The sequence below is a fragment of the Nocardioides pini genome (assembly GCF_026712185.1).
Lineage (GTDB): Bacteria > Actinomycetota > Actinomycetes > Propionibacteriales > Nocardioidaceae > Nocardioides > Nocardioides pini.
This window is the reverse complement of the sequence record NZ_JAPPUX010000001.1, coordinates 431073-456957: the sequence shown is the minus strand read 5'-3', so window position 1 is coordinate 456957 and position 25885 is coordinate 431073. Positions and strand designations below refer to the sequence as shown.

The following is a 25885-nucleotide window of genomic DNA, read 5'->3' as shown; positions in this document are numbered from 1 at the left end:
CATGGCCGGATTCCGCGAAGCCCAGGGCGACCTCAGGCTCGAGGGCGTCACCAAGACGTTCGGGGACTTCACCGCGGTCGACGGCATCGACCTCGAGGTCCCCCGCGGCTCCTTCTTCGCCCTGCTGGGCCCCTCGGGCTGCGGCAAGACGACCACGCTCCGGATGGTCGCGGGGCTCGAGCAGCCCACGGCCGGGCGGGTGATGATCGGGGACACCGACCTCACCGGGTCGCGGCCCTACGAGCGCCCGGTCAACACGGTGTTCCAGTCCTACGCGCTGTTCCCCCACCTGACGATCCGCGACAACGTCGCCTTCGGCCCCAAGCGCCGCAAGGCCGCCGACGCGTCCGAGCGGGCCGACGAGGCGCTGCAGCTGGTGCAGATGGCTTCCTTCGCCGGACGCAAGCCGGCGCAGCTCTCCGGAGGGCAGCAGCAGCGCGTCGCGCTCGCCCGGGCCCTGGTCAACCACCCGGAGGTGCTGCTGCTCGACGAGCCGCTCGGTGCCCTCGACCTCAAGCTGCGCCGGGAGATGCAGGTCGAGCTCAAGCGCATCCAGACCGAGGTGGGGCTCACGTTCATCCACGTCACCCACGACCAGGAGGAGGCCATGACCATGGCCGACACCGTGGCGGTGATGAACCGCGGGCACATCGAGCAGCTCGGCGCGCCCGAGGAGCTCTACGACCTCCCCCGCACCAGGTTCGTCGCGAACTTCCTCGGGCAGGCCAACACCGGCGTCGGCACGATCAAGGACGTCGAGGGCGACCACCTCGTCGTCAACGTGCTCGGCACGCCGGTCAAGATCCTCAGGTCCCGCTCGCAGGTCCACGAGGGCGACGTGCTCTTCGGCGTCCGCCCGGAGAAGGTGACGGTGTCGCGCACCCGCCCGGAGGGCGTGGGCAACGACGTGCGGGGCGTGGTGCGCGACGTGTCGTTCCTGGGCGTCGCGACCACCTACCTCGTCGACATGCCGAGCGGGGCGACCTGGAGCTGCTACGAGCAGAACCTCGACGTCGAGCCGCTCGACCTGCGGCCCGGTGACGAGGTCTGGCTGACCTGGAACCCCGGGCACGCGTTCGGCGTGCCGACGGAGGACGAGGGGTCACTCGGGTGAGCGCGCTCGCCCACGTGGCCGGCGATCCGGGACTGGAGCCCGCGGCCGCCGCACCCGAGGTCAAGCGTCGGTCCTGGACGGCCTACCTGCTGATGCTGCCGGGTGTGCTCTGGCTCGCGATCTTCTTCCTGCTGCCGCTCGTGCAGCTCGCGTCGGTGAGCCTGCAGAGCCGTTACCCCGGCTTCCCGGGCTACTACTACCGCGACCTCAACTTCTCGAACTACGCCAGCGCCCTCACCGACTACGCCCCGCACTTCGCCCGGTCGTTCCTGTACGCCGGCCTCGCCACGTTCCTGGCGTTCGCCGTGGCCTACCCGCTGGCGTACGCCATGGCGTTCAAGGCCGGCAGGTGGCGCAACCTGATGATGATCTGCGTCATCGCGCCGTTCTTCACCTCTTTCATCCTCCGCACGTTCGCGTGGTCGCAGATCCTGGCCGACGAGGGGTGGGTCGCGGGCGTCCTCAACTTCCTGCACCTGCTGCCCAACGGCCACATCATCAACACCCCGATCGCGGTGGTCGCAGGCCTCACCTACAACTTCCTGCCGTTCATGGTGCTGCCCATCTACGCCTCGCTCGAACGCGCGGACCCGCGCGTCATCGAGGCCGGCGGCGACCTCTACGCCAACGGCTTCACGACCTTCCGCACCGTGACGCTCCCGATCTCGATGCCGGGCGTCCTGGCCGGGACGCTGCTGACGTTCATCCCGGCCGCCGGCGACTTCGTCAACATGGAGCTGCTCGGCCCCCAGCGGGGCAAGATGATCGGCAACGTCATCAACGACCAGTTCCTCGCCGTGCCCGGTGGCTACCCGGTGGCGGCGGCGCTGTCCTTCACGCTCATGGCCGCGATCCTGGTCCTCGTCTTCCTCTACATCCGCCGCTTCGGCACCGAGGAGCTGGTGTGAGATGACCACGACGACGCGCACCACCCCACCCGCGACCACGAGCGAGACGCCGGCCTACCGGCCGTCCGCCGGCAAGCGGGCCCAGGTCTGGCTGGCCAACCACTTCGCGATGATCACCGCGGTCCTGGTGCTGCTCTACCTCTTCCTGCCGGTGGCCTACACCTTCGTCTTCTCGTTCAACGACCACGGCAAGACCAACATCGTGTGGCAGGGCTTCACGTGGGAGCACTGGCAGGACCCGTGCGGCGTCCAGGGCGTCTGCGAGTCGCTGGTCACCTCCCTGGAGGTCGGCGTGATCTCCACGGTCGTGGCCACCGTCCTCGGCACGCTGATGGCGCTGGCGATGGTGCGCTACAAGTTCCGGGGCAGGTCGGCGAGCAACGTGCTGATCTTCGTGCCGATGGCCACCCCCGAGATCGTGATGGGCGCCGCGCTGCTGACGATCTTCGTGCAGGGCTTCGCCAACATCGGGATCAACCTCGGCTTCGGCACCATCGTCTTCTCGCACATCATGTTCTGCCTGAGCTTCGTCGTGGTGACCGTCAGCGCGCGCATCCAGTCCCTCGACCCACGGATCGAGGAGGCCGCCCAGGACCTCTACGCGAGCCCGATGCAGACGTTCTGGAAGGTGACCTTCCCGCTGATCCTGCCCGGCATCGCGGGGGCGGCGATGCTCGCGTTCTCGCTGTCCTTCGACGACTTCATCATCACCAACTTCGTGTCCGGCAACGAGTCGACGTTCCCCAAGTTCGTCTACGTCGCCTCGCGGCGCGGCATCCCGGCCGAGGCCAACGTCATCGGCTTCTCGATGTTCGTCATCGCCGTCCTCCTCGTCGTGGGCGCGCAGGTCGTGAGCTCGCTGCGGGCCTCGAAGTACAAGAGCTGACCCTTCACCACGAGGAGTGACCAAGTGCCTGAACCCATGCGCGTCCTGATGGTCGGCGCGGGAGGTGTCGGCGACGCCGCCGCCCGCATCGCGGTGGAGCGTGACTTCTTCGAGGCCTGGGTCGTCGCCGACTACGACCTCGAACGCGCCGAGCGCACGGTCGCGGCCGCGCGTGCGCGTCGTCCGGGCGAGGAGCGCCTCAGCGCCGCGCAGGTCGACGCCTCCGACGCCGACGCGGTCACGGCGCTCGCCCGCGAGGTGCGCGCCACCCACGTCTTCAACGCGGTCGACCCGCGGTTCGTGATGCCGATCTTCACGGGCGCGCTCGCCGCCGACGCCGACTACCTCGACATGGCGATGAGCCTGTCGGTGCGCCACCCCGACGCCCCCTACGAGCAGGTCGGCGTCAAGCTCGGCGACGAGCAGTTCGCCCGGGCCGCGGAGTGGGAGGCGGCCGGTCGGCTCGCCCTCCTCGGCATCGGCGTGGAGCCCGGGCTGTCCGACGTGTTCGCCCGCTACGCCGCCGACGAGCTCTTCGACCACATCGACGAGCTCGGCACGCGCGACGGCGCCAACCTCGTCATCCGCGACGACGACGGCAACGAGGTCTTCGCCCCCGGCTTCTCCATGTGGACCATCATCGAGGAGTGCCTCAACCCGCCCGTCGTGTGGGAGCGCGAGCGGGGCGGGGGCGACCTCGAGGCGGGCTTCTTCACCCTGCCGCCCTTCTCCGAGCCCGAGGTCTTCGACTTCCCCGAGGGCATCGGGCCCGTGGAGTGCGTGCACGTCGAGCACGAGGAGGTGCTCCTCATGCCCCGCTGGGTCGAGGCCGACCGGGTCACCTTCAAGTACGGCCTGGGCGAGGAGATGATCGGCATCCTGCGCACCCTGCACACGCTCGGCCTCGACTCGACCGAGCCGGTGTCCGTCAAGGGCGTGCAGGTCTCGCCGCGCGACGTGGTGGCGGCCTGCCTGCCCGACCCCGCGACGATCGGCCCGCGGATGGAGGGCAAGACGTGCGCCGGTCTCCTCGTGACCGGCACCGGCAAGGACGGCTCCCCCCGGTCGACGTACCTCTACCACGTCGTCGACAACGCCGACTCGATGCGCGACTACGGTGCGCAGTGCGTGGTCTGGCAGACCGCGATCAACCCCGTCGTCGCGCTGGAGCTGCTGGCCGACGGCACCTGGAAGGGCAGCGGCGTCCTCGGCCCCGAGGCGCTCCCGCCGAAGCCCTTCCTCGACCTGCTCGCCGCACCCAGGCCGGAGGGCTACGGCTCTCCCTGGGGGATGGAGGACCGCACATGACCCTGACCCAGCAACGGATCCTCGCCACCGAGATCCCCGGCCCGCGCTCGCAGGCCCTGCAGGCCCGCAAGGTGGCGGCCGTCTCCGCCGGCGTCGGTACGACGCTGCCGGTCTACGTCGAGCAGGCCGGCGGCGGCATCCTGCGCGACGTCGACGGCAACCAGCTGATCGACTTCGGCTCGGGCATCGCCGTCACCACGGTCGGCAACGCCGCTCCGCGCGTGGTCGAGGCGGTGCAGCGCCAGGTGGCCGACTTCACCCACACCTGCTTCATGGTCACCCCCTACGAGGAGTACGTCGCGGTCTGCGAGAAGCTCGCCGACCTGACCCCGGGTGACCACGACAAGCGGTCCGCGCTGTTCAACTCGGGTGCCGAGGCGGTCGAGAACGCCGTGAAGGTCGCGCGCCACCACACCGGCCGGGACGCGATTGTCGTCTTCGACCACGCGTACCACGGGCGTACCAACCTCACGATGGCGCTGACCGCGAAGAACATGCCCTACAAGCACCGCTTCGGGCCGTTCGCCGGCGAGGTCTACCGCGCGCCGATGGCCTACCCGTACCGCTGGCCCGGCGGCGCCGAGGCGTGCGCCGAGGAGGCGTTCGACGCCCTCGTCGCGACCGTGCACACCCAGGTCGGCGAGGACAACTGCGCCGCGGTGCTCATCGAGCCGATCCAGGGCGAGGGCGGCTTCATCGTCCCGCCGCCCGGGTGGCTCGCGCGGGTCGCGACATGGTGCCGCGAGCAGGGCATCCTGCTGATCGCCGACGAGATCCAGACCGGCTTCGCCCGGACCGGTGACTGGTTCGCGTGCGACCACGAGGGCGTGGTGCCCGACCTGGTGACCACCGCCAAGGGCATGGCCGGCGGCCTCCCGCTGGCCGCCGTGACGGGTCGCGCGGACGTGATGGACTCCGTGCACGTGGGCGGCCTCGGCGGCACCTACGGCGGCAACCCCGTCGCCTGCGCCGCCGCGCTGGCCGCGATCGAGACCATGGAGGCCGAGGACCTGCCCGCCCGCGCCCGCGAGGTCGAGGCCGCCTTCCTGCCGCGGCTGCGCGCGCTGGCCGAGCGCCACCCCGACCGGGTGGGCGACATCCGCGGACGCGGCGCCATGCTGGCGATCGAGCTCGTCAGCGACGGCACCGGGCGTACGCCCGACGCCGCGCTCGCCTCGGCCGTCCATCGCGCCTGCTCGGCCCAGGGGCTCGTGACGTTGACCTGCGGCACCTTCGGCAACGTGTTCCGCTTCCTGCCGCCGCTCGCCATCGGCGACGACCTGCTCGCCGAGGGCCTCGACGTCTTCGAGGCCGCCTTCGACGCGGCCGTGGCTGGCAAGGTGGAGTGATGACCGACCAGAACCAGTCCCTCCTCGCGACCGTCCCCACCCAGCTGCTGATCGGCGGGGAGTGGGTCGACGCCGGCAGTGGCGCCACCTTCGAGGTGCACAACCCGGCTGACGACGGCGTGCTCGCCCGGATCGCCGACGCCACGCCGGCCGACGGCGAGCGCGCGCTGGCCGCCGCCGCCGAGGCGCAGGCCGAGTGGCGCGCGACCGAGCCCCGCACGCGCGGCGAGATCCTGCGCAGCGCCTTCGAGCTGCTCACCGAGCGCGCCGACGACTTCGCCCGCCTGATGACCCTCGAGATGGGCAAGACCCTCAAGGAGGCCGCGGGCGAGGTCACCTACGGCGCGGAGTTCTTCCGGTGGTTCTCCGAGGAGGCGGTGCGCATCCACGGCCGCTACGCCACGGCTCCCTCGGGCTCGTCCCGGCTGATCACCATGAAGGCTCCCGTCGGCCCGACCCTGATGATCACGCCCTGGAACTTCCCCCTCGCGATGGGCACCCGCAAGATCGGGCCCGCGATCGCCGCGGGTTGCACGATGGTGGTGAAGCCTGCGTCGGAGACGCCGCTGACGATGCTCGCGCTGGCCAAGCTCCTCGAGGAGGTCGGGCTGCCGAAGGGCGTGCTCAACGTCGTCACCACGACCGACTCCGGCGGGGTGTGCGAGCCGATCATCAAGGACGCGCGGCTGCGCAAGCTGACCTTCACCGGCTCCACCGGCGTCGGCAAGACCCTCGTGGCGCAGGCCGCCGACCAGCTCCTCCGGGTCTCGATGGAGCTCGGTGGCAACGCGCCGTTCCTGGTCTTCGGCGACGCCGACGTCGACGCGGCCGTCGAGGGCGCGATGCTCGCGAAGATGCGCAACATCGGCGAGGCCTGCACCTCGGCCAACCGCTTCCTCGTGCACGAGTCGCTGGCCGAGGAGTTCTCCCAGAAGCTCGCCGAGCGCATGGGCGCCCTCACCGTCGGCGACGGCACCGAGGATGGCGTCGACGTCGGGCCGCTCATCACCGACAAGGCCCGCACGGGCGTCCACGAGCTCGTGGACGAAGCGGTGTCCTCGGGTGCGCGCGCGCTCGTCGGGGGCGAGGTGCCCGACGGACCGGGCCACTTCTACCCGCCCACGGTGCTGGTCGACGTACCTCCCACCGCCCGTGTCCTCCGCGAGGAGATCTTCGGCCCCGTCGCACCGATCTCGACCTTCACCGACGACGAGGAGGCGGTCCGCCGGGCCAACGACACGGAGTACGGCCTGGTCGCCTACGTGTTCACGCGCGACCACAGCCGTGTCCTCGAGGTCAGCGAGGCTCTCGAGTTCGGCATGGTCGGCGTCAACACCGGCATCGTGTCGAACCCGGCCGCACCCTTCGGTGGCGTGAAGCACTCCGGCTTCGGCCGGGAGGGTGGCTTCGAGGGGATCGAGGAGTACCTCGAGACCAAGTACGTCGGCAGCGCGCTGTGAGGCGGACGTGACGACGGTCGACCGGTCGCGGCTGGCCGCCCTCCACGCGGAGGAGGAGCAGCGCTTCGTCGACCTGCACCCGACCTCGGCCCGGCTGGCGAAGGAGGCGGGCGAGCACCTCCTCGCCGGCGTGCCGATGCCGTGGATGACCCGCTGGCCCGGCTCCTTCCCGTTGTTCGTCGAGTCAGCGGAGGGAGGCCGCTTCACCGATGTCGACGGCATCGGCTACGTCGACCTGTGCCTCGGCGACACCGGCTCGATGACGGGCCACTGCCTCCCCGCGGTGGCCGAGGCGGTGCGCGAGCGCACCGAGCGCGGCATCACCACGATGCTGCCGTCGACCGACGCCGCCTGGGTCGCGGGCGAGCTCAGCCGGCGCTTCGGCCTGCCCCGGTGGCAGATGGCGATGACGGCCACCGACGCCAACCGCTTCGTGCTCCGTTTCGCCCGCCACCTCACGGACCGGCCCCGCATCGCGGTGATGGACTGGTGCTACCACGGCACCGTCGACGAGACGCTCGGCGTCCTCGAGCACGGTCGCGCGGGCGACCGGGTGGTCCCCCGCCCCGGGGCGCTGGGACCGCAGGTCGACGTCGCCACCACGACCGCCGTGGTGCCGTTCAACGACCTCGACGCGCTCGAGGCCCGGCTCGCGGAGGGCGACGTCGCGTGCCTGCTGATGGAGCCGGCGCTGACCAACATCGGCATCGTGCTGCCCGACGACGGCTACCTCGCCGGCGTCCGGGAGGTGACCCGGCGCCACGGCGTGCTGCTGGTCAACGACGAGACGCACACGATCTGCGCCGGACCGGGCGGGGCGACGGCAGCCTGGGGCCTCGATCCCGACCTCGTGGTCATCGGCAAGCCCATCGGGGGTGGCATCCCGGTCGCCGCCTACGGCATGACCGAGGAGGTCGCCGCGAGGCTCGAGGGGCCGATGCTCGGGCACGACATCGACGTCGCCGGGGTCGGCGGCACGCTGTCCGGCTCGGCGCTCGCCATGGCCGCCGTGCGCGCCACGCTCTCCACCGCCCTGCGGCAGGAGGACTTCGACGTGTCCGTCCCGCTCGCCGAGCAGTTCACCGAGGGCATCAGCGACGTGATCGCCGAGCACGACCTGCCCTGGCACGTCCAGCGGCTGGGCTGCCGGGCCGAGTACTGGTTCTGCCCGCCGCCGCGCACCGGCGCGGAGGCGGCCGCCGCCGTGGATGAGGAGCTCGACGCGTTCTTCCACCTCTGGACCGTCAACCGCGGCGTCCTGCTCGCGCCGTTCCACAACATGTCGCTGTTCTCGCCGTTCCACGACCGGTCGGACGTCGACGCGCACACGTCGGCGTTCCGCGGCGCCGTGGAGGCGCTGCTCGGATGACCGGTCACACCGGGCCGCGCCGCGTCCCCGGCGACGTGCTGGTGCACCTGCGCCGCACGCGCGACCACCTCGACCGGCACTTCGCCGAGCCGTTCGACCTCGACCACCTCGCCGGGCTCGCCGGGATGAGCCGCTACCACTTCATCCGGTCGTTCGCGACGACCTACGGCCGGACGCCGGCGGCCTACCTCGCCGAGCGCCGCGTCGAGCGGGCCCAGGACCTGCTGCGCGCGGCCAACCTCACCGTCACCGAGGTCTGCCACGCCGTCGGGTACAGCAGCCTCGGCTCGTTCAGCTCGCGCTTCAAGAAGATCGTCGGCGAGAGCCCCAGCGACTTCCAGCGGCGCTACGCCGCCGCGGGCAACCCGCGCATCCCCGGGTGCCACGTCTTCATGGCCGGGCTCGTCGAGCGGCGCGGGGCGGACGGGACCGCAACGCAGGAGAAGCAGGACCGCGTCGGTCCTTCCTAGGCTCGTCGCATGATCACCAACATCTCCCTCCTGTCCGTCTGGGTGAAGGACATCGACGAGTCCCTCGCCTTCTACACCGACGTCCTCGGGTTCGAGGTGGGCGACGACCTGCAGCTCGGCCCCGACTTCCGCTGGTGCACCGTCTTCCACCCGAAGCAGCCCGAGGTCCACCTGCACCTGACCACCCCGAGCAGCCCCCTCCCCGACTACCTCATCGAGGCGATGGGGCGCGCCCAGGACGAGGGCGGCCTGCCCGGCATCGGGATGGACGTGGACGACTGCCGCGCGACCTACGAGGAGCTGAAGGCCAAGGGCGTGGAGTTCCTCCAGGAGCCGGAGGAGCGGCCGTACGGGGTCGAGGCGCTGATGCGCGACAACTCGGGGAACTGGATGGTGCTGGTGGAGAAGCGGGACTACTCCCCCGAGGACTTCGACGGCGTCGACATGGGCTGACGCCCGACGCGCCTCCGGCGTACCGTGGAGGGATGAGGAGCTGGCTCGTCACCGTCGGCGGGCTCCTGCTGGCCCTGGCGCTGATGCGGGTGTCCTGCGCCGCCCTGCGCGGCGACCTCGCCGAGTGGCGCAGCGCCCGGGCCGCCGCCCGGCGGGTCCGTCTCGCACGCCGCCACGGGGCCGACGTGGTCCCCCTCCGCAGGCCCGTCGAGCAGGTGGGCGCGGACCTGCGCCGGCTCCGTGCCTCCTTCCACCGCGGCGGGATGCGGTTCGCCAAGTACGAGGGGTGCCGGCTGGCCTACGACCGGGTGCTCGGCGAGGCCGCCGACATGACGGGCTGCCCCCACCTGCTCGCCGTCCTCCCGCCCGGAGAGGAGCTCGACCGCGAGCGCGAGCGGGTGGAGTCGCTGCTCGTGGAGCACGGTCTGCTCCCACCGCCGTACGCCGCCTGACCGCCGGCCGGGCGCCGGGCCGGTCAGGACCCCGGAGCGCTCGCCAGCACCCCGGCCGCGCGCGCCGCCTCCGGCGTAGGCCTCGGCCAGCGTGGCGACGGTCTCGTGGGCGTTGAGCCCGGACGGGTTGGGCACCACGAACACGCGCGAGCCGCCCCAGCGCACGGGCTGCTCGCCCACCCTGGCCCGGGGCTCGGCGAACGCGGAGCGGTAGGCCGTCACCCCGGCGACCGCGACGACGGTCGGGGCCCGCTCGACCACGAGCGCCCGCAGCCGCTCGCCGCCGGCGCGCAGCTCCGCGACCGTGAGCTCGTCGGCGCGCGCGGTGGCCCGCGGGACCACGTTGGTGATGCCGATGCCCCGCCGACGCAGCTCGTTGCGGTCCTCGTCGGTCATGCCCGCGGACGGGTCGATCGGCCGGGTCACGATCCCGGCACGCAGCAGTGCCGGGTAGAACCGGTTGCCCGGACGGGCGAAGTGGGACTGCGTGGCGGCGGTCCACAGGCCCGGGTTGATGCCGACGAACAGCAGCCGCAGCGGCTGGTCGGGGCCCGGCAGGAGGTCAGGGACCTCCACGTCGCGGAACGACTCGAGCTCGGCCCTGGTGAACCCCATGGCCCCATCCTGCCGGGCGGGTCCGGCCGCGACGCACGAGACCCCGCCTCCCTGACGGGAGACGGGGTCTCGAGGTGGTGCTGGTGCGCCCTCAGGCGCTCAGATCACTTGGTGATCTTGGTGACGCGGCCGGCGCCGACCGTGCGGCCACCCTCGCGGATGGCGAAGCGCAGGCCCTCGTCCATGGCGATGGGCTGGATGAGCTCGACCGACATCTCGGTGTTGTCACCCGGCATGACCATCTCGGTGCCCTCGGGCAGGGTCACGACACCGGTCACGTCCGTGGTCCGGAAGTAGAACTGCGGACGGTAGTTGTTGAAGAACGGCGTGTGACGGCCACCCTCGTCCTTGGACAGGATGTAGACCGAGGCGTCGAAGTTGGTGTGCGGGGTGGTCGTGCCCGGCTTGATCACGACCATGCCGCGCTCGACGTCCTCGCGCTTCGTGCCACGGAGGAGCAGACCGACGTTCTCACCGGCCTGGCCCTCGTCGAGGAGCTTGCGGAACATCTCGACACCGGTGACGGTGCTCTTCTGCGAGCCCTCGCGGATGCCGATGATCTCGACCTCCTCGTTGACCTTGACGATGCCGCGCTCGATGCGACCGGTGATGACGGTGCCACGACCGGTGATCGTGAAGACGTCCTCGACGGGCATGAGGAAGGGCTTGTCGGTGTCACGCTCGGGGGTCGGGATGTAGTCGTCCACGGCCTGCATGAGCTCGGCGACCGAGTCGGCCCACTTGGCGTCGCCGTTGAGGGCCGGGAAGGCCGCCACGCGCACGACGGGGATGTCGTCGCCCGGGAACTCGTACTCGGAGAGGAGCTCGCGCACCTCCATCTCGACGAGCTCGATGAGCTCCTCGTCGTCGACCATGTCGCACTTGTTGAGCGCGACGACCAGGGCGGGCACGCCGACCTGGCGGGCGAGCAGCACGTGCTCACGGGTCTGCGGCATCGGGCCGTCGGTGGCGGCGACCACGAGGATCGCGCCGTCCATCTGCGCCGCGCCGGTGATCATGTTCTTGATGTAGTCGGCGTGACCGGGGCAGTCGACGTGCGCGTAGTGACGCGACTCGGTCTGGTACTCGACGTGCGCGATCGAGATCGTGATGCCGCGCTGGCGCTCCTCGGGAGCCTTGTCGATCTGGTCGAACGCCGAAGCCTCGTTGAGGTCCGGGTGCTTGTCGTGCAGCACCTTGGTGATCGCCGCGGTCAGCGTCGTCTTGCCGTGGTCGATGTGACCGATGGTGCCGATGTTGACGTGCGGCTTGGTCCGCTCGAACTTCGCCTTAGCCACTGGGGCTCCTCCTGATTGTTGTTACTTGACTCGTGGGTGTGGGGTGGTGCTGGTGCCGAGGATCCGAGGCGCGATTACTCGCCGCGGACCTTCTTGATGATCTCGTCGGCGATGTTCGTGGGAACCTCGGCGTACGAGTCGAACTCCATCGAGTACGACGCCTGACCGGAGGTCTTGGACCTCAGGTCGCCAACGTACCCGAACATCTCGGACAGGGGCACAAGGGCGTTCACGACCATGTCGCCGTGACGCTCCTCCTGCGCCTGGATCTGGCCGCGGCGCGAGTTGATGTCGCCGATGACCGTGCCGAGGAAGCTCTCGGGGGTGGTCACCTCGACGGCGAACATCGGCTCGAGCAGCACCGGCCTGGCCTTGCGGGCGGCCTCCTTGAAGGCCTGGTTGCCGGCGATCTTGAACGCGAGCTCGGACGAGTCGACGTCGTGGTAGGCGCCGTCCTCGAGCGAGAACTTCACGTCGACCATCGGGTAGCCGGCGAGGACGCCGAACTCCATGGCCTCCTGGCCACCCTGGTCGACCGAGGGGATGTACTCCCTGGGCACGCGACCACCGGTGACGTTGTTGGCGAACTCGTAGCCCGCGCCGGTGCCCGTCTCCGGGTCGATGTTGGGCTCGAGGGAGATGACGACCTTCGCGAACTGGCCCGAACCACCGGTCTGCTTCTTGTGGGTGTAGCTGTGGTTCTCGACCTTGTTGCGGATGGTCTCGCGGTAGGCCACCTGCGGCTTGCCGACGGTCGCCTCGACGCGGAACTCGCGCTTCATGCGGTCGACCAGGATCTCGAGGTGGAGCTCGCCCATGCCGGCGATGATGGTCTGGCCGGTCTCCTCGTCGGTCTTGACCGTGAAGGTCGGGTCCTCGTCGGAGAGACGCTGGATCGCGGTGCCGAGCTTCTCCTGGTCGCCCTTGGTCTTGGGCTCGATCGCGACCTCGATCACCGGGGCCGGGAACGTCATCGACTCGAGCACGACCTGGTTGTTCGGGTCGCTCAGCGTGTGACCGGTCTTGGTGTCCTTCAGGCCCATGACGGCGACGATCTGGCCGGCGCCGACCGACGCGATCTCCTCACGCTTGTTGGCGTGCATCTGGTAGACCTTGCCGATCCGCTCCTTCTTGCCGTTGACCGAGTTGACCACGGTCGAGCCGGCCTCGAGCTTGCCCGAGTAGACGCGGACGTAGATCAGCTTGCCGAGGTGCGGGTCGGAGGCGATCTTGTAGGCGAGGCCGGAGAACGGCTCGTCGTCGGAGGGCTTGCGGGAGATGGCCTCCTCCTCGTCGCGCGGCGAGTGACCGACGATGGCGTCGATGTCGAGCGGCGAGGGGAGGTACTTCACGACCGCGTCGAGCAGGGGCTGGACGCCCTTGTTCTTGAACGCGGTGCCGCAGAGGACCGGGTTGACCTTGTCGGCCAGGGTGGCGCGACGGATCGCGGCCTCGAGCTCCTCGACGGTGAAGTTCTCGTCACCCTCCTCGAGGTACTTCTCCATGATGTCGTCGTCGGCCTCGGCGAGCGTCTCGATGAACTTCTCGCGGTACTCCGCGGCCTGCTCGGCGAGGTCGGCCGGGATCTCCTCGACGTCGTAGTCCTCACCCATCTTGGTCTCGCCGCGCCAGGTCAGGGCACGCATGCCGACCAGGTCGACGACACCGAGGAAGTCGGACTCGGCACCGATGGGGAGCTGGAGCACGAGCGGGGTGGAGTTGAGGCGCTCGACCATCATGTCGACGCAGCGGAAGAAGTCCGCGCCGGTGCGGTCGAGCTTGTTGACGAAGCACATGCGGGGGACGGAGTACTTGTTGGCCTGGCGCCACACCGTCATGGTCTGCGGCTCGACACCGGCAACACCGTCGAAGACCGCCACGGCGCCGTCGAGGACGCGCAGCGAGCGCTCCACCTCGGCGGTGAAGTCCACGTGGCCGGGGGTGTCGATGATGTTGATCTGGTGGTTCTTCCACCAGCAGGTCGTCGCGGCCGACGTGATGGTGATGCCGCGCTCCTGCTCCTGCTCCATCCAGTCCATCGTGGCGCCACCCTCGTGGACCTCACCGATCTTGTAGGTGATGCCGGTGTAGAAGAGGATGCGCTCGGTGGTGGTGGTCTTGCCGGCGTCGATGTGCGCCATGATGCCGATGTTGCGGACCTTGTTGAGGTCGGTGGTGATGTCGACAGCCACTGTTGTGTCTCAGTCCCTCGGAAGTTGGTGGGAGCTCGTGGGGTGAGGGGCCGTACGACGCGCGGTGCGGGTCGTACGGCCCCCCGCCGTCACCAGCGGTAGTGGGCGAAGGCCTTGTTGGACTCGGCCATCTTGTGGGTGTCCTCGCGCTTCTTCACAGCGGCACCGAGGCCGTTGCTCGCGTCGAGGATCTCGTTCATCAGGCGCTCGGCCATGGTCTTCTCACGGCGGTCGGCGGCGTAGCCCACGAGCCAGCGCAGGGCCAGCGTGGTGGAGCGGTTGGCCTTGACCTCGACCGGGACCTGGTAGGTCGCGCCGCCGACGCGGCGGGACTTGACCTCGATGGCCGGCTTGACGTTGTCCATCGCGCGCTTGAGCGTGACGACCGGGTCGGTGCCGGTCTTCTCGCGGCAGCCCTCGAGGGCGGTGTAGACGATGCGCTGCGCCACGGCCTTCTTGCCGTCCTGGAGGACCTTGCTGACGAGCTGGGTGACCAGCTGCGAGCCGTAGACCGGGTCGACGACGAGGGGGCGCTTGGGAGCGGGACCCTTGCGAGGCATTACTTCTCCTTCTTCGCGCCGTAGCGGCTGCGGGCCTGCTTGCGGTTCTTGACACCCTGGGTGTCGAGCGAGCCGCGGATGATCTTGTAGCGGACGCCGGGAAGGTCCTTCACACGGCCGCCGCGGACGAGCACGATCGAGTGCTCCTGCAGGTTGTGACCGACACCCGGGATGTAGGCGGTGACCTCGACGCCGCTGCTCAGGCGCACGCGGGCGACCTTGCGGAGGGCGGAGTTCGGCTTCTTCGGGGTGGTCGTGTAGACGCGGGTGCAGACGCCGCGGCGCTGCGGGGATCCCTTCAGGGCAGGCGTCTTGTTCTTGGACACCTTGTCCTGGCGGCCCTTGCGGACCAGCTGGTTGATGGTGGGCACCGGGTGGTTCCCTCTCTCTGTCTTCTCATCACGGCTCGGCGCGGTGCCGGGCTCGGGTGTCATGCGTTGTTGCGTGTGCCTGCTGCGATTACCGTGGCCAGCCGGGGCCGCGGCATCGAACGCCGCGATTTCCGAGCATGGGCATGGGTCTGGACGTGCCAGACACGAGGATTGAGGCTACTCGTGCGCCACGGCATTATCAAAATGCCGCTGGAGCCGCCCGGACGCCCGGTTCGACGACCTGCCGGTCACGCTCACGACGGGCCCGGTCGAGCCTGAGGTAGAGGGCCGCGGAGACCGCCACACCGGCGATCGTGAGCAGGCCGCCGCCCAGCAGCGTCCAGCGGGCGCCGTACTCCTCGCCGATCCACCCGATGATGGGCGCGCCGATGGGCGTGCCACCCATGAAGATCATCAGGTAGAGGGCCATCACCCGGCCGCGGACGCCCGCGTCGGTGTGGAGCTGCATGTAGCTGTTGGCGCTCGTGATGAACGTGAGGGCCGTCAGGCCGGTGACCGGTGCGAGCAGGGCGAAGGTGAGGTACGACGGCATCAGCCCGGCCAGCGTCACCGACGCGCCGAAGGCGAGGGCCGCACCGACGACGAGGCGGTGGCGGACCTGGTTGCGCCGGGCGGCCAGGAGGGCGCCGGTGAGCGAGCCCACGGCCAGGAAGGTGCCGAGCAGGCCGAACTCCTCGGGTCCCTTGCCGAACACCTCGGTCGCCATCAGCGCGGAGGTGATCTGGAAGTTCAGGCCGAAGGTGCCGGCGAAGAACACCAGGCTGAGCACCAGGAGCAGGTCGGGCCGCGCGCGGACGTAGGCCAGGCCCTCGCGGATCGCGCCGGGACCGCGGTCGGCGGGCGCCGCGGCGTCGATGCGGCTGACGTCGAGGTGGCGCAGCGACCAGATCGGGGCGGCGTACGACACCGCGTTGAGCAGGATCACCCACCCGGTCGCGACCGCTCCCCCGCCGAACGCCGCGATCAGGACGCCGGCAAGGCCGGGGCCCACGAGGCGGGCGGCGTTGAAGCTGGCCGAGTTGAGGCCCACCGCGTTGGTGAGGTCGACCGGGTCGACGAGCTCGGAGACGAACGACTGGCGCGCGGGACCGTCGAAGGCCGACGCCGTGCCGAGGAGGAAGGCAAGCAGGTAGACGTGCCACACCTCGGCCGTGCCGGTGACGGCGAGGACGCCGAGGACGGCCGCCGGGAGCGCCATGCCGAGGTTGGTCAGCTGGAGCAGGCGGTGCTTGGGGATCCGGTCCGCGGCGAGGCCGGCGAGCGGCGTCAGGAGCAGGACGGGCAGGAACTGCAGGCCCGTCGTGATGCCCAGCGCGGTGGCGCCGGACCCGGCGGCGAGCTCGAGCACGAGCCAGTCCTGGGCGACGCGCTGCATCCAGGTGCCGGTGTTGGACACGACACCGCCGGCTGCGTAGCGGCGGTAGTTCGGGTTGGAGAGGGAGCGGAACGTGGGGCTCGTGGTGACTCCTCAGTCGGTCATCGGTCAGGTGGTCAGTCGGCGACGGCGAGCCGGGCCAGGATCGGCGCCGCGTCGCGGAGGGTGGCGCGCTCGGCGGGCGTGAGCCCCGCGAGGCGCTGGGAGAGCCACGCGTCTCGGCGCTGGCGGTCGGCCAGCACGGCTGCGCGGCCCGCGTCGGTGAGGGAGACGACGACCTGGCGTCCGTCGGTCTCGTGGGGGCGACGCTCGACGTAGCCGTCGCTCTCCAGGCAGTTCACCGTCCGGGTCATCGACGGCGGCTGCACGCGCTCGGCGCGGGCCAGGTCGCCGACGGTCTGGTCGCCGGTCCGCACGAGCAGCCCCAGCACCACCATCTGCGGGATGCTCAGGTCGTTGTCGGGGTGGCGCTCGGTCATCAGGCGGCGCCGCAGGCGCATCACGCCCGCCCGGAGCTCTGAGGCGAGCCCGGCATCGGTGCGGAGGTCGGCGGTCGGCATGTCGTTAGCATAACTCATTACTTCTGCTAACTATTCCGGCGTACGAACGACCTCCAGCGATCCCCGGCTGACCGGGGATCGCTGAGGTTGTCAGGCTTTCCCTCGAGGGGTCAGGAGAGCCAGCCGCTGATCGGCGTGTAGGCGAAGTAGACGACGAAGAGGGCCGCGACGACCCACATGAGCGGGTGGACCTCGCGGGCCTTGCCGAGGACCACCTTGATGAAGACGTACGCCACGAAGCCGGCGCCGATGCCGACCGAGATGGAGTAGGTGAACGGCATCAGGACGACGGTGAGGAACGCGGGGATGGCGAGCTCGAGGTCGCGCCAGTCGATCTCGGTGACCTGCTGCATCATCAGGAAGCCCACCAGCACCAGCGCGGGGACGGCCGCCTCGGACGGGATGGCCGCGACGAGGGGCGTGAAGAAGGTGGCGAGAAGGAAGAGCGCACCGGTGACGATGGACGCCAGGCCCGTGCGGGCGCCCTCACCGACGCCCGAGGCGCTCTCGATGTAGGAGGTGTTGGACGAGACGCCCGCGGCGCCGCCGGCGATCGCGGCGACCGAGTCGACGACCAGGATGCGCTGGGCGTTGGGCGGCGTGCCCTCCGCGTCGTTCAGGCCGGCCTCGGCGCCGATCGCCGTCATCGTGCCCATCGTGTCGAAGAAGTCGGCGAGCAGCAGCGAGAAGACGAGGAGCAGGGCGGCCAGCACCCCGGTGCCGGCGCTGCCGAAGGCCCCGAAGACGTCGACCTCGCCGAGGGTGTCGAAGGACGGCAGGCCGACGACGTCGCCGCTGAGCGTGGGCACGCTGAGCGACCAGCCCTTCGGGTTGTCGCCGGAGGCGGCACCGAGGTCGCCGATCGCCTCGACCACGACGGCGACCACGGTCGTGACGATGATGGAGATCAGGATCGCGCCGCGCACCTTGCGCACCCACAGGGCGATCATCAGCGCCAGGCCCAGGCAGAACACCAGGACCGGCCAGCCGCCGAGGTGGCCGTCGGCACCGAGCTGGACCGGGACGGTGGTCTGGAAGGCGTCGGGGATGCGGGTCACCACGCGGGCGTCGACGAAGCCGATGAGGGCGATGAACAGGCCGATCCCGACCGAGATCGCGACCTTGAGCTGCTGTGGCACCGCGTGGAAGACGGCCTTGCGGAAGCCGGTGAGCACCAGCACGAGGATCAGCACGCCCTCGAGGACCACGAGGCCCATAGCCGCCTCCCAGGTGGACTGGCGGGCGATCGTGTTGGCGACGAAGGCGTTGAGGCCCAGGCCGGTGGCCAGTGCGAGCGGGAAGTTGGCGAACCCGCCCATGGCCATCGTCAGCAGGCCCGCGACCAGCGCCGTGCCGGCCGCGATGGCCGGGATGCCGCTGCCCGGCTCCGTCCCGCCGCCGAGGTACATGCCGGTGGAGTCGGGCACGAAGCCGAGGATCAGCGGGTTGAGCACGATGATGTAGGCCATCGTCAGGAAGGTGACGATCCCACCGCGGACCTCGCGCCCGACGGTCGAGCCACGCTCGCTGATCCGGAAGTAGCCGTCGAGGCCGGAGCCCTGCGGTCGCCGTGCCTCTGTCTGCGTCTGGTCGCTCACAGGACCGCAGTGTGGCACGACTCTGCAGCGCCCGTGTGTCACGCCGTCGGGCGCGTGTAGCGTGATCGCGTGGACCTGGGTGACGAGCAGCCGACGCAGCACGAGATCGGCCGGCGCACCTTCATCGTCGCGCAGGTCGAGCCGCTCGACGTCGACGGTGTGCGGACCACCGAGGTCGGCACCGCGCTGTGGCTGCTGGGCTTCCTCGGCCTGCTGCCCTTCTGGGGCACGCTGGAGGACAGCGGGCGCACCTGGTGGCTGTGGACGTGCCTGGCGGGCTTCGGGCTCGGCCTCTGCGGCCTGGAGTACTGCCGCCGCCGGCGCAGGGAGCGCCAGGCCCAGCAGGCGGCCCGGTGAGCCGTACGCCGACCCGCTGGGAGCTCGCGGGTGAGGACAACCGCGGCTACGGCCGCCACTTCGCCGAGCTCGTCGCGCAGGGCGCCGACGTCGCCGGGGAGGCCCGGCTCGCCGACGCCCTCGTGCCCCGCGGCGCGCGGATCATCGACGTCGGCTCCGGCATGGGTCGCGTCGCGGCCGAGCTGGTCGCCCGGGGCCACGAGGTCGTCGCGACCGAGCCCGATCCCGCGCTGCGCGACCAGTCGAGGGCGACGTACGCCGACCTCGACGTGCTCCCCCACGACGCGCTGGCCCTCGACCCGGCCGAGCTGGGGGCGTTCGACCTCGCGGTCCTCGTCGGCAACGTGATGATCTTCCTCGCCGAGGGCACCGAGCGCCGCGTGCTGCAGCGGGTGCGCGACCTGCTCGCCCCGGACGGGCGGGCGCTCGTGGGCTTCCACCTGCAGGCGGTCAAGGCCGGCAGCCGCACCTACCCCGCCGAGGAGTTCGTCGCCGACGTCGAGGCCGCTGGGCTGCGGGTGGTGCACCGGTTCGGCAGCTACGAGCTGCACGACCCCGTCGACGACTATGCCGTGTGGGTCCTCGGCCGCTGACCGTCCCGGGCCGGTCGGGCGTGCTGCTCCTCAGAGGGGCTCGAGCTCGTCCTCGACCAGGGTGTCGTGCACGTGGTCCGGCAGCGGCACGGGCTGCTGCTTGCGGGCGAGCTTGACCTCGGAGTGCGCACCGCAGCCGTGGTCGAGGGTGACCACGCGGCCGTCGTCGTTGGCGTTGCCGTTGGCGCAGACGCCGAAGCGCATCGACAGCGACCCGTTGAGGCGGACCAGGAACCCGCACGACCAGCAGGTCTCCGGCGCGCTCTTCGCCAGCGGGGCCTCGGGGCCGCCGGGGCCGGCGTGCCAGCGCTCGGCCGCCATGTCGAGGCCCTCGCGGCTCAGGGTGCGGACGCGGCCCAGTCCGAGGTCCTCGGCCACGCGGCGCACCTGTGCGCGGGCGTCGCCGTCGAGGGGGGTGTCGATCGGGTCGTCACCGACGAGGTAGGTCGGGACCAGCCGCACGTCCTCGTCCTCGACCGGCAGGAGGTCGCCGGGCGAGAGGTCGCCCGGCTGGAGGCGCTCCTTGTAGGGCACCCAGTCGGGCGCCACGATCGCGTCGTCGCCGGGCAGCAGGACGACCTCGTTGACGGTGAGGTCCTTGCCGCGCTTGGCGCGCGTCAGGGTGACCGACCAGTACCACCCCGGGTAGCCCGCACGGGCGCACGCGAAGTGGTGGGTGACGACGCGCTCGCCCTCGGCGTGGGCGCCGAGGTGGTCGCCGAGGTCGGCCGGCTCGGCGACCTCGAGGACGACGCTGCGCGCCAGCTCCACGGCCTTGGCGAGGACCGAGTCGGGCTTGCCGGTACGAGCGGGGAGAGCGATCACCCGGGCATTCTGGCAAACAGGTGGTGGTCCTGTCCCGTCGGGGACGAAGGTCACGACCAGACCTGCGGGTGTCGGGCACGGAGGTGTGGGCGGTAGGTCAAGATGGTGCACGTGACGTCCGACCGCCCCGAGCCAGCCGCGGGTCCGCAGTCGGGGCGCTCCCACACCGCCACCGACGCACCCCGCGCGGACACGGATGCACGCGCCGCGGGAGCGGGCGCGCCCCGGCCGGGTGCCGTACGACGCTCCCTCTCCGGCGCTGCGCGCGGAGCCCGGGCCGCCGGCCGCGGCGCGGGCACCGCCGGTCAGTTCGCGGTCACCCAGGCGCGGCGCGCCACCCGCGCGGAGGGCGCCGGCGACTCGGGGCTCTCCCGGCTGATCGAGCTCCACGCCTTCAACGCGGCCGGTGACGCCGCCGTCGCGATCTCGCTCGCCGGCACCCTGTTCTTCCAGGTCCCCACCGGGGAGGCGCGCGGCCAGGTCGCGCTGTTCCTCGGGCTGACGATGCTGCCCTTCGCGATCGTCGCACCGCTGATCGGTCCGTTCCTCGACCGGTTCAGCCACGGCCGGCGGTGGGCGGTGGGCGCCACGATGGCGATCCGCTGCTTCCTCTGCTGGGTGCTGGCGACGGCGGTGGTCACCGAGTCCGACTGGCTGTTCCCCGCGGCGCTGGGCTGCCTCGTCGCGTCGAAGGCGTACGGCGTCACCCGCGCCGCGGCCGTGCCCCGGCTGCTCCCGCCCGACCTGACGCTGGTCAAGGCGAACGCGCGGGTGTCGCTCGCGGGGGTGGTCGGCGCGGGCCTCTCCGCGCCGCTCGCCATCCTCGCCTCGACCGTCGGCCCGGAGTGGTCGCTGCGCTACGGCTTCCTGGTCTTCGTGCTCGCGACGATCTGGGCGATCCGGTTGCCGGAGCAGGTCGACGCCAGCCAGGGCGAGGGCGAGATGGTGCTGACCGGGTCGTCCGACGAGGCACGCACCGGCCGCCGCTCGCGCACGCGCATCCCCGGCGCGGTGGCGTTCGCACTGCGGGCCAACTGCGGGCCCCGGTGGCTCTCCGGCTTCCTCACGATGTTCATGGCGTTCCTGCTGCGCGACAACCCGATCGGGGAGTGGCGGCCCGAGGTGCTGCTCGGCCTGGTGATCGGCGCGGCAGGCCTCGGCAACACCCTCGGCATCACCATCGGGTCGCTGCTCAGACGCCTCAACCCCGCGGTGACGGTCGTGCTCGCCCTGCTGGCCGACGTCGTCGTGGCGACCCTGGCCGCGGTGTTCTACGGGCTGGTCACCCTCGTGCTGCTCGGCCTCACGGCCGGTCTCGCGCAGGCGCTGGCCAAGCTGTCGCTCGACTCCACGATCCAGCGCGACATCCCCAGCCGCATCCAGGCGAGCGCCTTCGCCCGCTCCGACACGACGCTGCAGCTTGCGTGGGTGATCGGCGGCTTCGTGGGCATCGCGATGCCGCTGATGCCGCAGCTCGGCCTCGGCATCGCGGCCGGGGTCCTGGGGCTGTGGGCGGCCTTCGTGCTGCTCACCCGGTCGGGCCGCGCGACGCGGCCGGCCCGCGCCTGAAGCCGGCCCCTCGTGGGTCAGGCGTCGAGCTCGTCGGCCAGGGCGCGCAGCACCTTCGCCGTGCCGCGGGCAGCCGCACGCTCGGGGTGCCGACCGCGCCGGTAGGTCTCCTCGACACCCTCGAGCATCTTGATGAGGTCCTCGACGATGGTGACCATCGCCTCCGGCTGCTTGCGCTGGGCGTTGCGCTGGTTGCGCGCGACCGAGGCGGGCGCATCGAGGACGCGCACCTGGAGCGCCTGGTCACCCCGGCGGCCCTGGGCGATGCCGAACTCGACCTTCGTGCCGGCCTTGAGCGAGGTCGTGCCCTCGGGCAGCGCGTCGGCGTGCACGTAGACGTCCGGGCCGTCCTCCTGCGACAGGAAACCGAAGCCCTTCTCCGCGTCGTACCACTTCACCTTGCCACTCGGCACGGTCCACCCCACTCAGCTCAGCACTCGGCTCCGCGCGGATCCACGCGGCAGCGCACAGGATAGGGGGCTCCGCCGACCCCCGACCAACGGGTTCTGGCGTCCGCTCGTGGGGACGCCTTTGATTTGCTGACGGCACTACTGGGACCATGGGAGGCTCGGGGTCCCCCGCTGGGGGCGGAGGCCGACCAGAGCTGCTGAGCGGGAGAGACACGTGCGCACACGACGGACGAGGCGTTTGCTCGGGTGCGGCCTGCTCGCGCTCGCGCTCGGCCTGGCCCTGCCGGCCGTCGCCACCGCCGACGACGCGCCGACCACGGTGGCGCCGGGCGACCTGGCCCTCGTGACCATGAACGGTGGCGGCACCGCTGCCGGCCGCGCAGAGGCGCCCGAGCTGCTGGCCGAGCAGGACGCGGTGCTCGCCGCCGTCGGCGCCGGTGAGCCCGTCTACCGCTGGACCACCGCGCTCAACGGCTTCGCGGTCCGGCTCACCGAGGCCCAGCTGGCCCTCCTCGTCGACCAGCCGGGCGTCGCCACCATCGAGCCCGACTCGATCCGCCCGATGGCAGGGCGCACCTCGTTCGCGACCGTGCGTGGTGCCGCGGCCAGCCCCCGCCTCCGCGGCGGTGCCGGGGTGGTGATCGGCGTCGTCGACTCCGGCATCGCGCCGGAGTCGCCCGCGTTCGCCGAGGTGCCGGGCCTCGGCGCCGACCCGGAGGCCTTCGCCGGCGCGTGCGCGGAGGGCGAGGGCTGGACCCCCGAGGACTGCACCCGCAAGATCGTCGGCGCGCGCTGGTACGTCGACGGCTTCGGGGCCGACCGCGTGAGGTCGTCGGAGTCGCTGTCGCCGCGCGACGCGCTCGGGCACGGCACCCAGGTCTCCTCGGTCGCGGCCGGCAACGCCGGCGTCAGCGTCCGGGTCGACGACCGCGACGCCGGGTTCTTCGGTGGCGTGGCCCCCCAGGCGCGGGTCGCCACCTACAAGGCCTGCTGGGGCGCACCCGACCCCGCCGACGACGGCTGCTCGACCGCCGACGTCGTCTCCGCCGTCGACGCCGCGGTCGGCGACGGCGTCGACGTCCTCAGCCTCGCCCTCGCGGGCGGCGAGCGCATCGACACCCTGCAGGTGGCGCTCCTCGGCGCCGCCGAGGCCGACGTGGTCGTGGTCGGCGCCGCCGGCAACGCCGGCAGGTCCGCCTACGCCGCTCACGCGGCCCCCTGGGTCACCACCGTCGGCGCCGCCGTCGGCCGGATGTCCCGGGGCCGGGTCACCCTGCCCGGCGGCCGGTCGTGGGACGGCGGCGGGCGACCCGCCACCGTGCGCGGCCGGGCCGTGCTGGCGCAGGACGCGGCCGCCCCCGGGGCGTCGCGTCGCGACGCCGGGCAGTGCCGGCTCGGCGCCCTCGACACCCGCCTGGTCGCCGACCGGGTCGTCGTGTGCCGACGGGGCGCGATCGGGCGCATCGACAAGTCCGAGTCCGTCGCGCAGGCCGGTGGCCGCGCCATGGTGCTGGCCAACCGCCGTCCCGGCTCGGTGACCGCCGACCTGCACTCCGTGCCGACCGTCCACCTGTCCGCGTCCGCCGGTCGTACCTTCAGCCGCTGGGTGTCCCGCCACCCCGACACCCGCGTGACCGTGTCCCGCGTCGCCGGCGACCCGGGCACCCGGCGCACGGCCCGGTGGAGCGCCGCCGGCGACCCCCGCGCGACCTCGGTGAAGCCGGACGCCGTGGCCGACGGTGACGCCGTGCTCGGGGCGCTGCCGGAGTCCACCGGCCGCACGTGGGGCGTCTTCAGCGGCAGCTCGGCGGCCACCGCCCACGCGAGCGGGCTCGCGGCACTCGTCCTCGGCGCTCACCCCGACCGGTCGGCCTCGGTCGTCCGGTCGCTCCTGGCGACGTCGGCCCGCCCGATCCCGGGCTCGTCCGTGCTCGAGCAGGGTGCCGGCGCCCTCCCGAGCCGCGCGCCCACCGCCCACCTCGCGCTCGAGGTCGCTCCCGGGCAGTGGCGCCGAGCCATGCGCCGCCACTCCCTCGCGCGGCTGAACACCACCTCGCTCCTGATGCCCGCTCGACAGCGGCGCGCCGTGCGCACGGTGACCAACATCGGCACCCGTCCGGAGTACTTCTCCGTCACCACCCGCGGCTTCACCTCCCACCGCGTGCGGGTGCAGCCCCTCGCCGTGCGCCTGGCCCCGGGCGAGTCGGCCGACTTCACGATCACGGTCTCCGGGCCCAGCGCCCCCGGCCCGCTCGACGACGGCATGCTGGTCTGGCGCGGCGCCCGCGGGGGCGTGACCCGCGTGCCGGTCGCCCTGACCCGCTGACCTCCCGGCACGCCGACGGGCCGCCGTCCACCCGGGACGACGGCCCGCAGCAGGGCAGGGAGGCTCAGTCCCCGAGCACCCGGTCGTGGCGCAGCGAGCTGGCCTTGGTCTCGTGGGCGACCAGCACGGCGATGACGGAGATCACCGACGCGACCGTCATGTACACCGCCACCTTGGGCACGTTGGTGACGCCGGCGCTGGCGTCACCGAGCAGCTCGATCGCGATGATCGGGGCGAGCGCGCCCGCGAAGATCGAGGCGAGCTGGTAGCCGACCGACGCGCCGGTGTAGCGGACCGAGGTGCCGAAGAGCTCGGAGAAGAACGCCGCCTGCGGGGCGTACATCAGCGCGTGGAGGACGAGCCCGACGACGATCGCGAGGATGATCTTGCCCTCGGAGCGGGAGGCGATCAGGTCGAAGAAGACCCACGACCACGCCGCGACGCCGACGGCGCCGGCGAGGTAGAGGGGCCGACGACCGACGCGGTCGCTGAGCGCACCGATCAGCGGGATGGTCACGAAGTGCACCACGGAGCCGATGAGCAGCGCCTTGAGGATGAGCGACTTGTCGTCGGCGGTGCCGGCGTAGATCGTGAGGAACGAGATCGAGATGATCGTGAACAGGTAGTAGGAGATGTTCTCGGCCATGCGCATCCCCATGGCCACCAGGACCTCCTTGGGGTACTTGCGGAAGACCTCGACCAGCGGCAGGTGCGGGGTCTCCTTCGTCGCGAGCTCGGCCTTGGCCTCCGCGAAGACCGGGGACTCCTCGATCGACAGGCGCACCCACAGGCCGACGCCCACGAGGACGGCGCTCAGCAGGAACGGGATGCGCCAGCCCCAGGCCTCGAAGGCGGCGTCGGACTGGACGGCCGCGAGCACCCACAGCACCCCCGTCGCGAACAGGTTGCCCAGCGCCACGCCGGCCTGCGGCCACGAGGACCAGAAGCCGCGCTGGGAGTCGTCGCCGTGCTCGGCCGCCATGAGGACGGCCCCGCCCCACTCGCCGCCGACCGCGAAGCCCTGCAGCAGGCGGCACGTCAGCAGCAGCAGCGGCGCCGCCACCCCGATGGCTTCGTACGTCGGCAGCAGGCCGATGGCGAAGGTCGCGACACCCATGAGGAAGAGCGAGGCGACGAGCATCTTCTTGCGCCCGACCCTGTCGCCGAAGTGCCCGAAGACGATGCCGCCGAGCGGTCGGGCGACGAAGCCGAGGGCGTAGGTGCCGAAGGCGAGGAGCGTCGCCGTGGCGGGCTCGCTCTCGGGGAAGAACAGCGTGCCGAAGACCAGCGCCGCGGCCGAGCCGTAGAGGAAGAAGTCGTACCACTCGACGGCGGTGCCGATCAGCGAGGCGAAGACGACCTTGACGATGCTGGTGCGTTCCGGCTCGGTGCCGGACGCCCCGCGCCCGGCGGCGCTGGTGGTGTCGGTGCTCATGACGTGCCTTT

General features: G+C 71.6%; 23 protein-coding genes and 1 pseudogene. 13 read left to right on the top strand and 11 right to left on the bottom strand.

Translation table 11 applies throughout. The features are described from left to right. The first annotated feature begins 1 nt into the window (after position 1). Genes NYO98_RS02210 through NYO98_RS02170 form a run of 9 tightly spaced genes read left to right on the top strand, consistent with a single transcriptional unit; the run spans position 2 to position 9317 of the window. Entirely contained in the window at positions 2-1114 is a 1113-nt protein-coding gene (locus NYO98_RS02210; protein ID WP_268109890.1) for an ABC transporter ATP-binding protein, read from the top strand. After that, positions 1111-2022: an ABC transporter permease gene (locus tag NYO98_RS02205; protein WP_268109889.1), complete on the top strand. Its 912-nt coding sequence runs from the start codon at positions 1111-1113 to the stop codon at positions 2020-2022. The genes NYO98_RS02210 and NYO98_RS02205 overlap by 4 nt, the downstream gene beginning before the upstream one ends. 1 nt (position 2023) lies before the next feature. Then, the gene (locus NYO98_RS02200; protein WP_268109888.1) at positions 2024-2908 is read left to right on the top strand and encodes an ABC transporter permease; all 885 of its coding nucleotides are present in this window, start codon (positions 2024-2026) and stop codon (positions 2906-2908) included. 24 nt (positions 2909-2932) lie between these two features. After that, entirely contained in the window at positions 2933-4216 is a 1284-nt protein-coding gene (locus tag NYO98_RS02195) for a saccharopine dehydrogenase family protein (RefSeq protein WP_268109887.1), read from the top strand. Then, positions 4213-5565, top strand: coding sequence for a 4-aminobutyrate--2-oxoglutarate transaminase (gabT, locus tag NYO98_RS02190; protein WP_268109886.1), 1353 nt, complete (start codon positions 4213-4215; stop codon positions 5563-5565). The genes NYO98_RS02195 and gabT overlap by 4 nt, the downstream gene beginning before the upstream one ends. After that, positions 5565-7025 (top strand): NAD-dependent succinate-semialdehyde dehydrogenase, encoded by a 1461-nt coding sequence (locus NYO98_RS02185; protein WP_268109885.1) that lies wholly within the window; start codon positions 5565-5567, stop codon positions 7023-7025. Before gabT ends, NYO98_RS02185 begins: the two co-directional genes overlap by 1 nt. 7 nt (positions 7026-7032) lie before the next feature. After that, positions 7033-8394, top strand: a complete 1362-nt coding sequence (locus NYO98_RS02180) for a transaminase (protein WP_268109884.1) — start codon at positions 7033-7035, stop codon at positions 8392-8394. Then, positions 8391-8864 (top strand): helix-turn-helix domain-containing protein, encoded by a 474-nt coding sequence (locus tag NYO98_RS02175; RefSeq protein WP_268109883.1) that lies wholly within the window; start codon positions 8391-8393, stop codon positions 8862-8864. The genes NYO98_RS02180 and NYO98_RS02175 overlap by 4 nt, the downstream gene beginning before the upstream one ends. A gap of 9 nt (positions 8865-8873) precedes the next feature. Further along, the gene (locus NYO98_RS02170; protein ID WP_268109882.1) at positions 8874-9317 is read left to right on the top strand and encodes a VOC family protein; all 444 of its coding nucleotides are present in this window, start codon (positions 8874-8876) and stop codon (positions 9315-9317) included. Here NYO98_RS02170 and NYO98_RS02165 read toward each other — a convergent pair. The 8 genes and pseudogenes from NYO98_RS02165 to NYO98_RS02130 all read right to left on the bottom strand — a co-directional run bounded on the left by NYO98_RS02165 (position 9278) and on the right by NYO98_RS02130 (position 18359). Further along, entirely contained in the window at positions 9278-10384 is a 1107-nt protein-coding gene (locus NYO98_RS02165; protein ID WP_268109881.1) for a mismatch-specific DNA-glycosylase, read from the bottom strand. The two genes, NYO98_RS02170 and NYO98_RS02165, sit on opposite strands and share 40 nt — an antisense overlap. Positions 10385-10488: 104 nt before the next feature. Next, positions 10489-11682 (bottom strand): elongation factor Tu, encoded by a 1194-nt coding sequence (tuf, locus tag NYO98_RS02160; protein WP_268109880.1) that lies wholly within the window; start codon positions 11680-11682, stop codon positions 10489-10491. Positions 11683-11756: 74 nt separating this feature from the next. Continuing rightward, positions 11757-13874, bottom strand: coding sequence for an elongation factor G (gene fusA / locus NYO98_RS02155; protein ID WP_308213229.1), 2118 nt, complete (start codon positions 13872-13874; stop codon positions 11757-11759). Positions 13875-13963: 89 nt separating this feature from the next. Then, positions 13964-14434, bottom strand: coding sequence for a 30S ribosomal protein S7 (gene rpsG / locus NYO98_RS02150; RefSeq protein WP_135838828.1), 471 nt, complete (start codon positions 14432-14434; stop codon positions 13964-13966). Then, the gene (rpsL, locus tag NYO98_RS02145) at positions 14434-14805 is read right to left on the bottom strand and encodes a 30S ribosomal protein S12 (RefSeq protein ID WP_056906817.1); all 372 of its coding nucleotides are present in this window, start codon (positions 14803-14805) and stop codon (positions 14434-14436) included. Before rpsL ends, rpsG begins: the two co-directional genes overlap by 1 nt. A gap of 199 nt (positions 14806-15004) precedes the next feature. Beyond that, positions 15005-16261: pseudogene (locus NYO98_RS02140) on the bottom strand (MFS transporter); the annotation flags it as partial. 56 nt (positions 16262-16317) lie between these two features. Continuing rightward, the gene (locus NYO98_RS02135) at positions 16318-16761 is read right to left on the bottom strand and encodes a MarR family winged helix-turn-helix transcriptional regulator (RefSeq protein ID WP_268109878.1); all 444 of its coding nucleotides are present in this window, start codon (positions 16759-16761) and stop codon (positions 16318-16320) included. A 110-nt stretch (positions 16762-16871) separates the two neighbouring features. Further along, positions 16872-18359 (bottom strand): NCS2 family permease, encoded by a 1488-nt coding sequence (locus tag NYO98_RS02130; protein ID WP_268109877.1) that lies wholly within the window; start codon positions 18357-18359, stop codon positions 16872-16874. A 69-nt stretch (positions 18360-18428) separates the two neighbouring features. Between NYO98_RS02130 and NYO98_RS02125 the strand changes: the two genes are divergently transcribed. After that, on the top strand, positions 18429-18716 hold the full coding sequence (locus tag NYO98_RS02125) for a DUF2530 domain-containing protein (RefSeq protein WP_268109876.1): 288 nt from the start codon (positions 18429-18431) through the stop codon (positions 18714-18716). Then, complete coding sequence (locus NYO98_RS02120; RefSeq protein WP_268109874.1) at positions 18713-19309, top strand: class I SAM-dependent methyltransferase; 597 nt, start codon at positions 18713-18715, stop codon at positions 19307-19309. The genes NYO98_RS02125 and NYO98_RS02120 overlap by 4 nt, the downstream gene beginning before the upstream one ends. Positions 19310-19339: 30 nt before the next feature. On the opposite strand, the gene NYO98_RS02115 is transcribed toward NYO98_RS02120, so the two are convergent. Further along, the gene (locus NYO98_RS02115; protein ID WP_326494412.1) at positions 19340-20134 is read right to left on the bottom strand and encodes a DUF3027 domain-containing protein; all 795 of its coding nucleotides are present in this window, start codon (positions 20132-20134) and stop codon (positions 19340-19342) included. 111 nt (positions 20135-20245) lie between these two features. Between NYO98_RS02115 and NYO98_RS02110 the strand changes: the two genes are divergently transcribed. After that, a complete protein-coding gene (locus tag NYO98_RS02110; RefSeq protein WP_268109873.1) occupies positions 20246-21703 on the top strand; it encodes an MFS transporter in 1458 nt (485 codons plus the stop codon). Positions 21704-21720: 17 nt separating this feature from the next. Here the strand turns inward: NYO98_RS02110 and NYO98_RS21855 are convergent, their stop codons facing one another. Further along, positions 21721-22116 carry a cold-shock protein gene (locus tag NYO98_RS21855; protein ID WP_326494411.1) on the bottom strand — a complete coding sequence of 132 codons (396 nt, stop codon included), beginning with the start codon at positions 22114-22116 and terminating at the stop codon, positions 21721-21723. Between the two features lie 211 nt (positions 22117-22327). On the opposite strand from NYO98_RS21855, the gene NYO98_RS02100 reads away from it, so the two are divergent. Further along, a complete protein-coding gene (locus NYO98_RS02100) occupies positions 22328-24439 on the top strand; it encodes a S8 family serine peptidase (RefSeq protein WP_268109872.1) in 2112 nt (703 codons plus the stop codon). 64 nt (positions 24440-24503) lie between these two features. Here NYO98_RS02100 and NYO98_RS02095 read toward each other — a convergent pair whose 3' ends face one another. Then, the gene (locus tag NYO98_RS02095) at positions 24504-25874 is read right to left on the bottom strand and encodes an MFS transporter (protein WP_268109871.1); all 1371 of its coding nucleotides are present in this window, start codon (positions 25872-25874) and stop codon (positions 24504-24506) included. Between the last annotated feature and the right edge of the window lie 11 nt (positions 25875-25885).

Bases quoted from the DNA above. Each gene is read 5' to 3' on its own strand.
- NYO98_RS02210 (WP_268109890.1), top strand. From the start codon at position 2: ATGGCCGGATTCCGCGAAGCCCAGGGCGACCTCAGGCTCGAGGGCGTC.
- NYO98_RS02200 (WP_268109888.1), top strand. From the start codon at position 2,024: ATGACCACGACGACGCGCACCACCCCACCCGCGACCACGAGCGAGACG.
- gabT (WP_268109886.1), top strand. From the start codon at position 4,213: ATGACCCTGACCCAGCAACGGATCCTCGCCACCGAGATCCCCGGCCCG.
- NYO98_RS02185 (WP_268109885.1), top strand. From the start codon at position 5,565: ATGACCGACCAGAACCAGTCCCTCCTCGCGACCGTCCCCACCCAGCTG.
- NYO98_RS02175 (WP_268109883.1), top strand. From the start codon at position 8,391: ATGACCGGTCACACCGGGCCGCGCCGCGTCCCCGGCGACGTGCTGGTG.
- NYO98_RS02170 (WP_268109882.1), top strand. From the start codon at position 8,874: ATGATCACCAACATCTCCCTCCTGTCCGTCTGGGTGAAGGACATCGAC.
- NYO98_RS02165 (WP_268109881.1), bottom strand. From the start codon at position 10,384: ATGGGGTTCACCAGGGCCGAGCTCGAGTCGTTCCGCGACGTGGAGGTC.
- rpsG (WP_135838828.1), bottom strand. From the start codon at position 14,434: ATGCCTCGCAAGGGTCCCGCTCCCAAGCGCCCCCTCGTCGTCGACCCG.
- NYO98_RS02135 (WP_268109878.1), bottom strand. From the start codon at position 16,761: ATGCCGACCGCCGACCTCCGCACCGATGCCGGGCTCGCCTCAGAGCTC.
- NYO98_RS02095 (WP_268109871.1), bottom strand. From the start codon at position 25,874: ATGAGCACCGACACCACCAGCGCCGCCGGGCGCGGGGCGTCCGGCACC.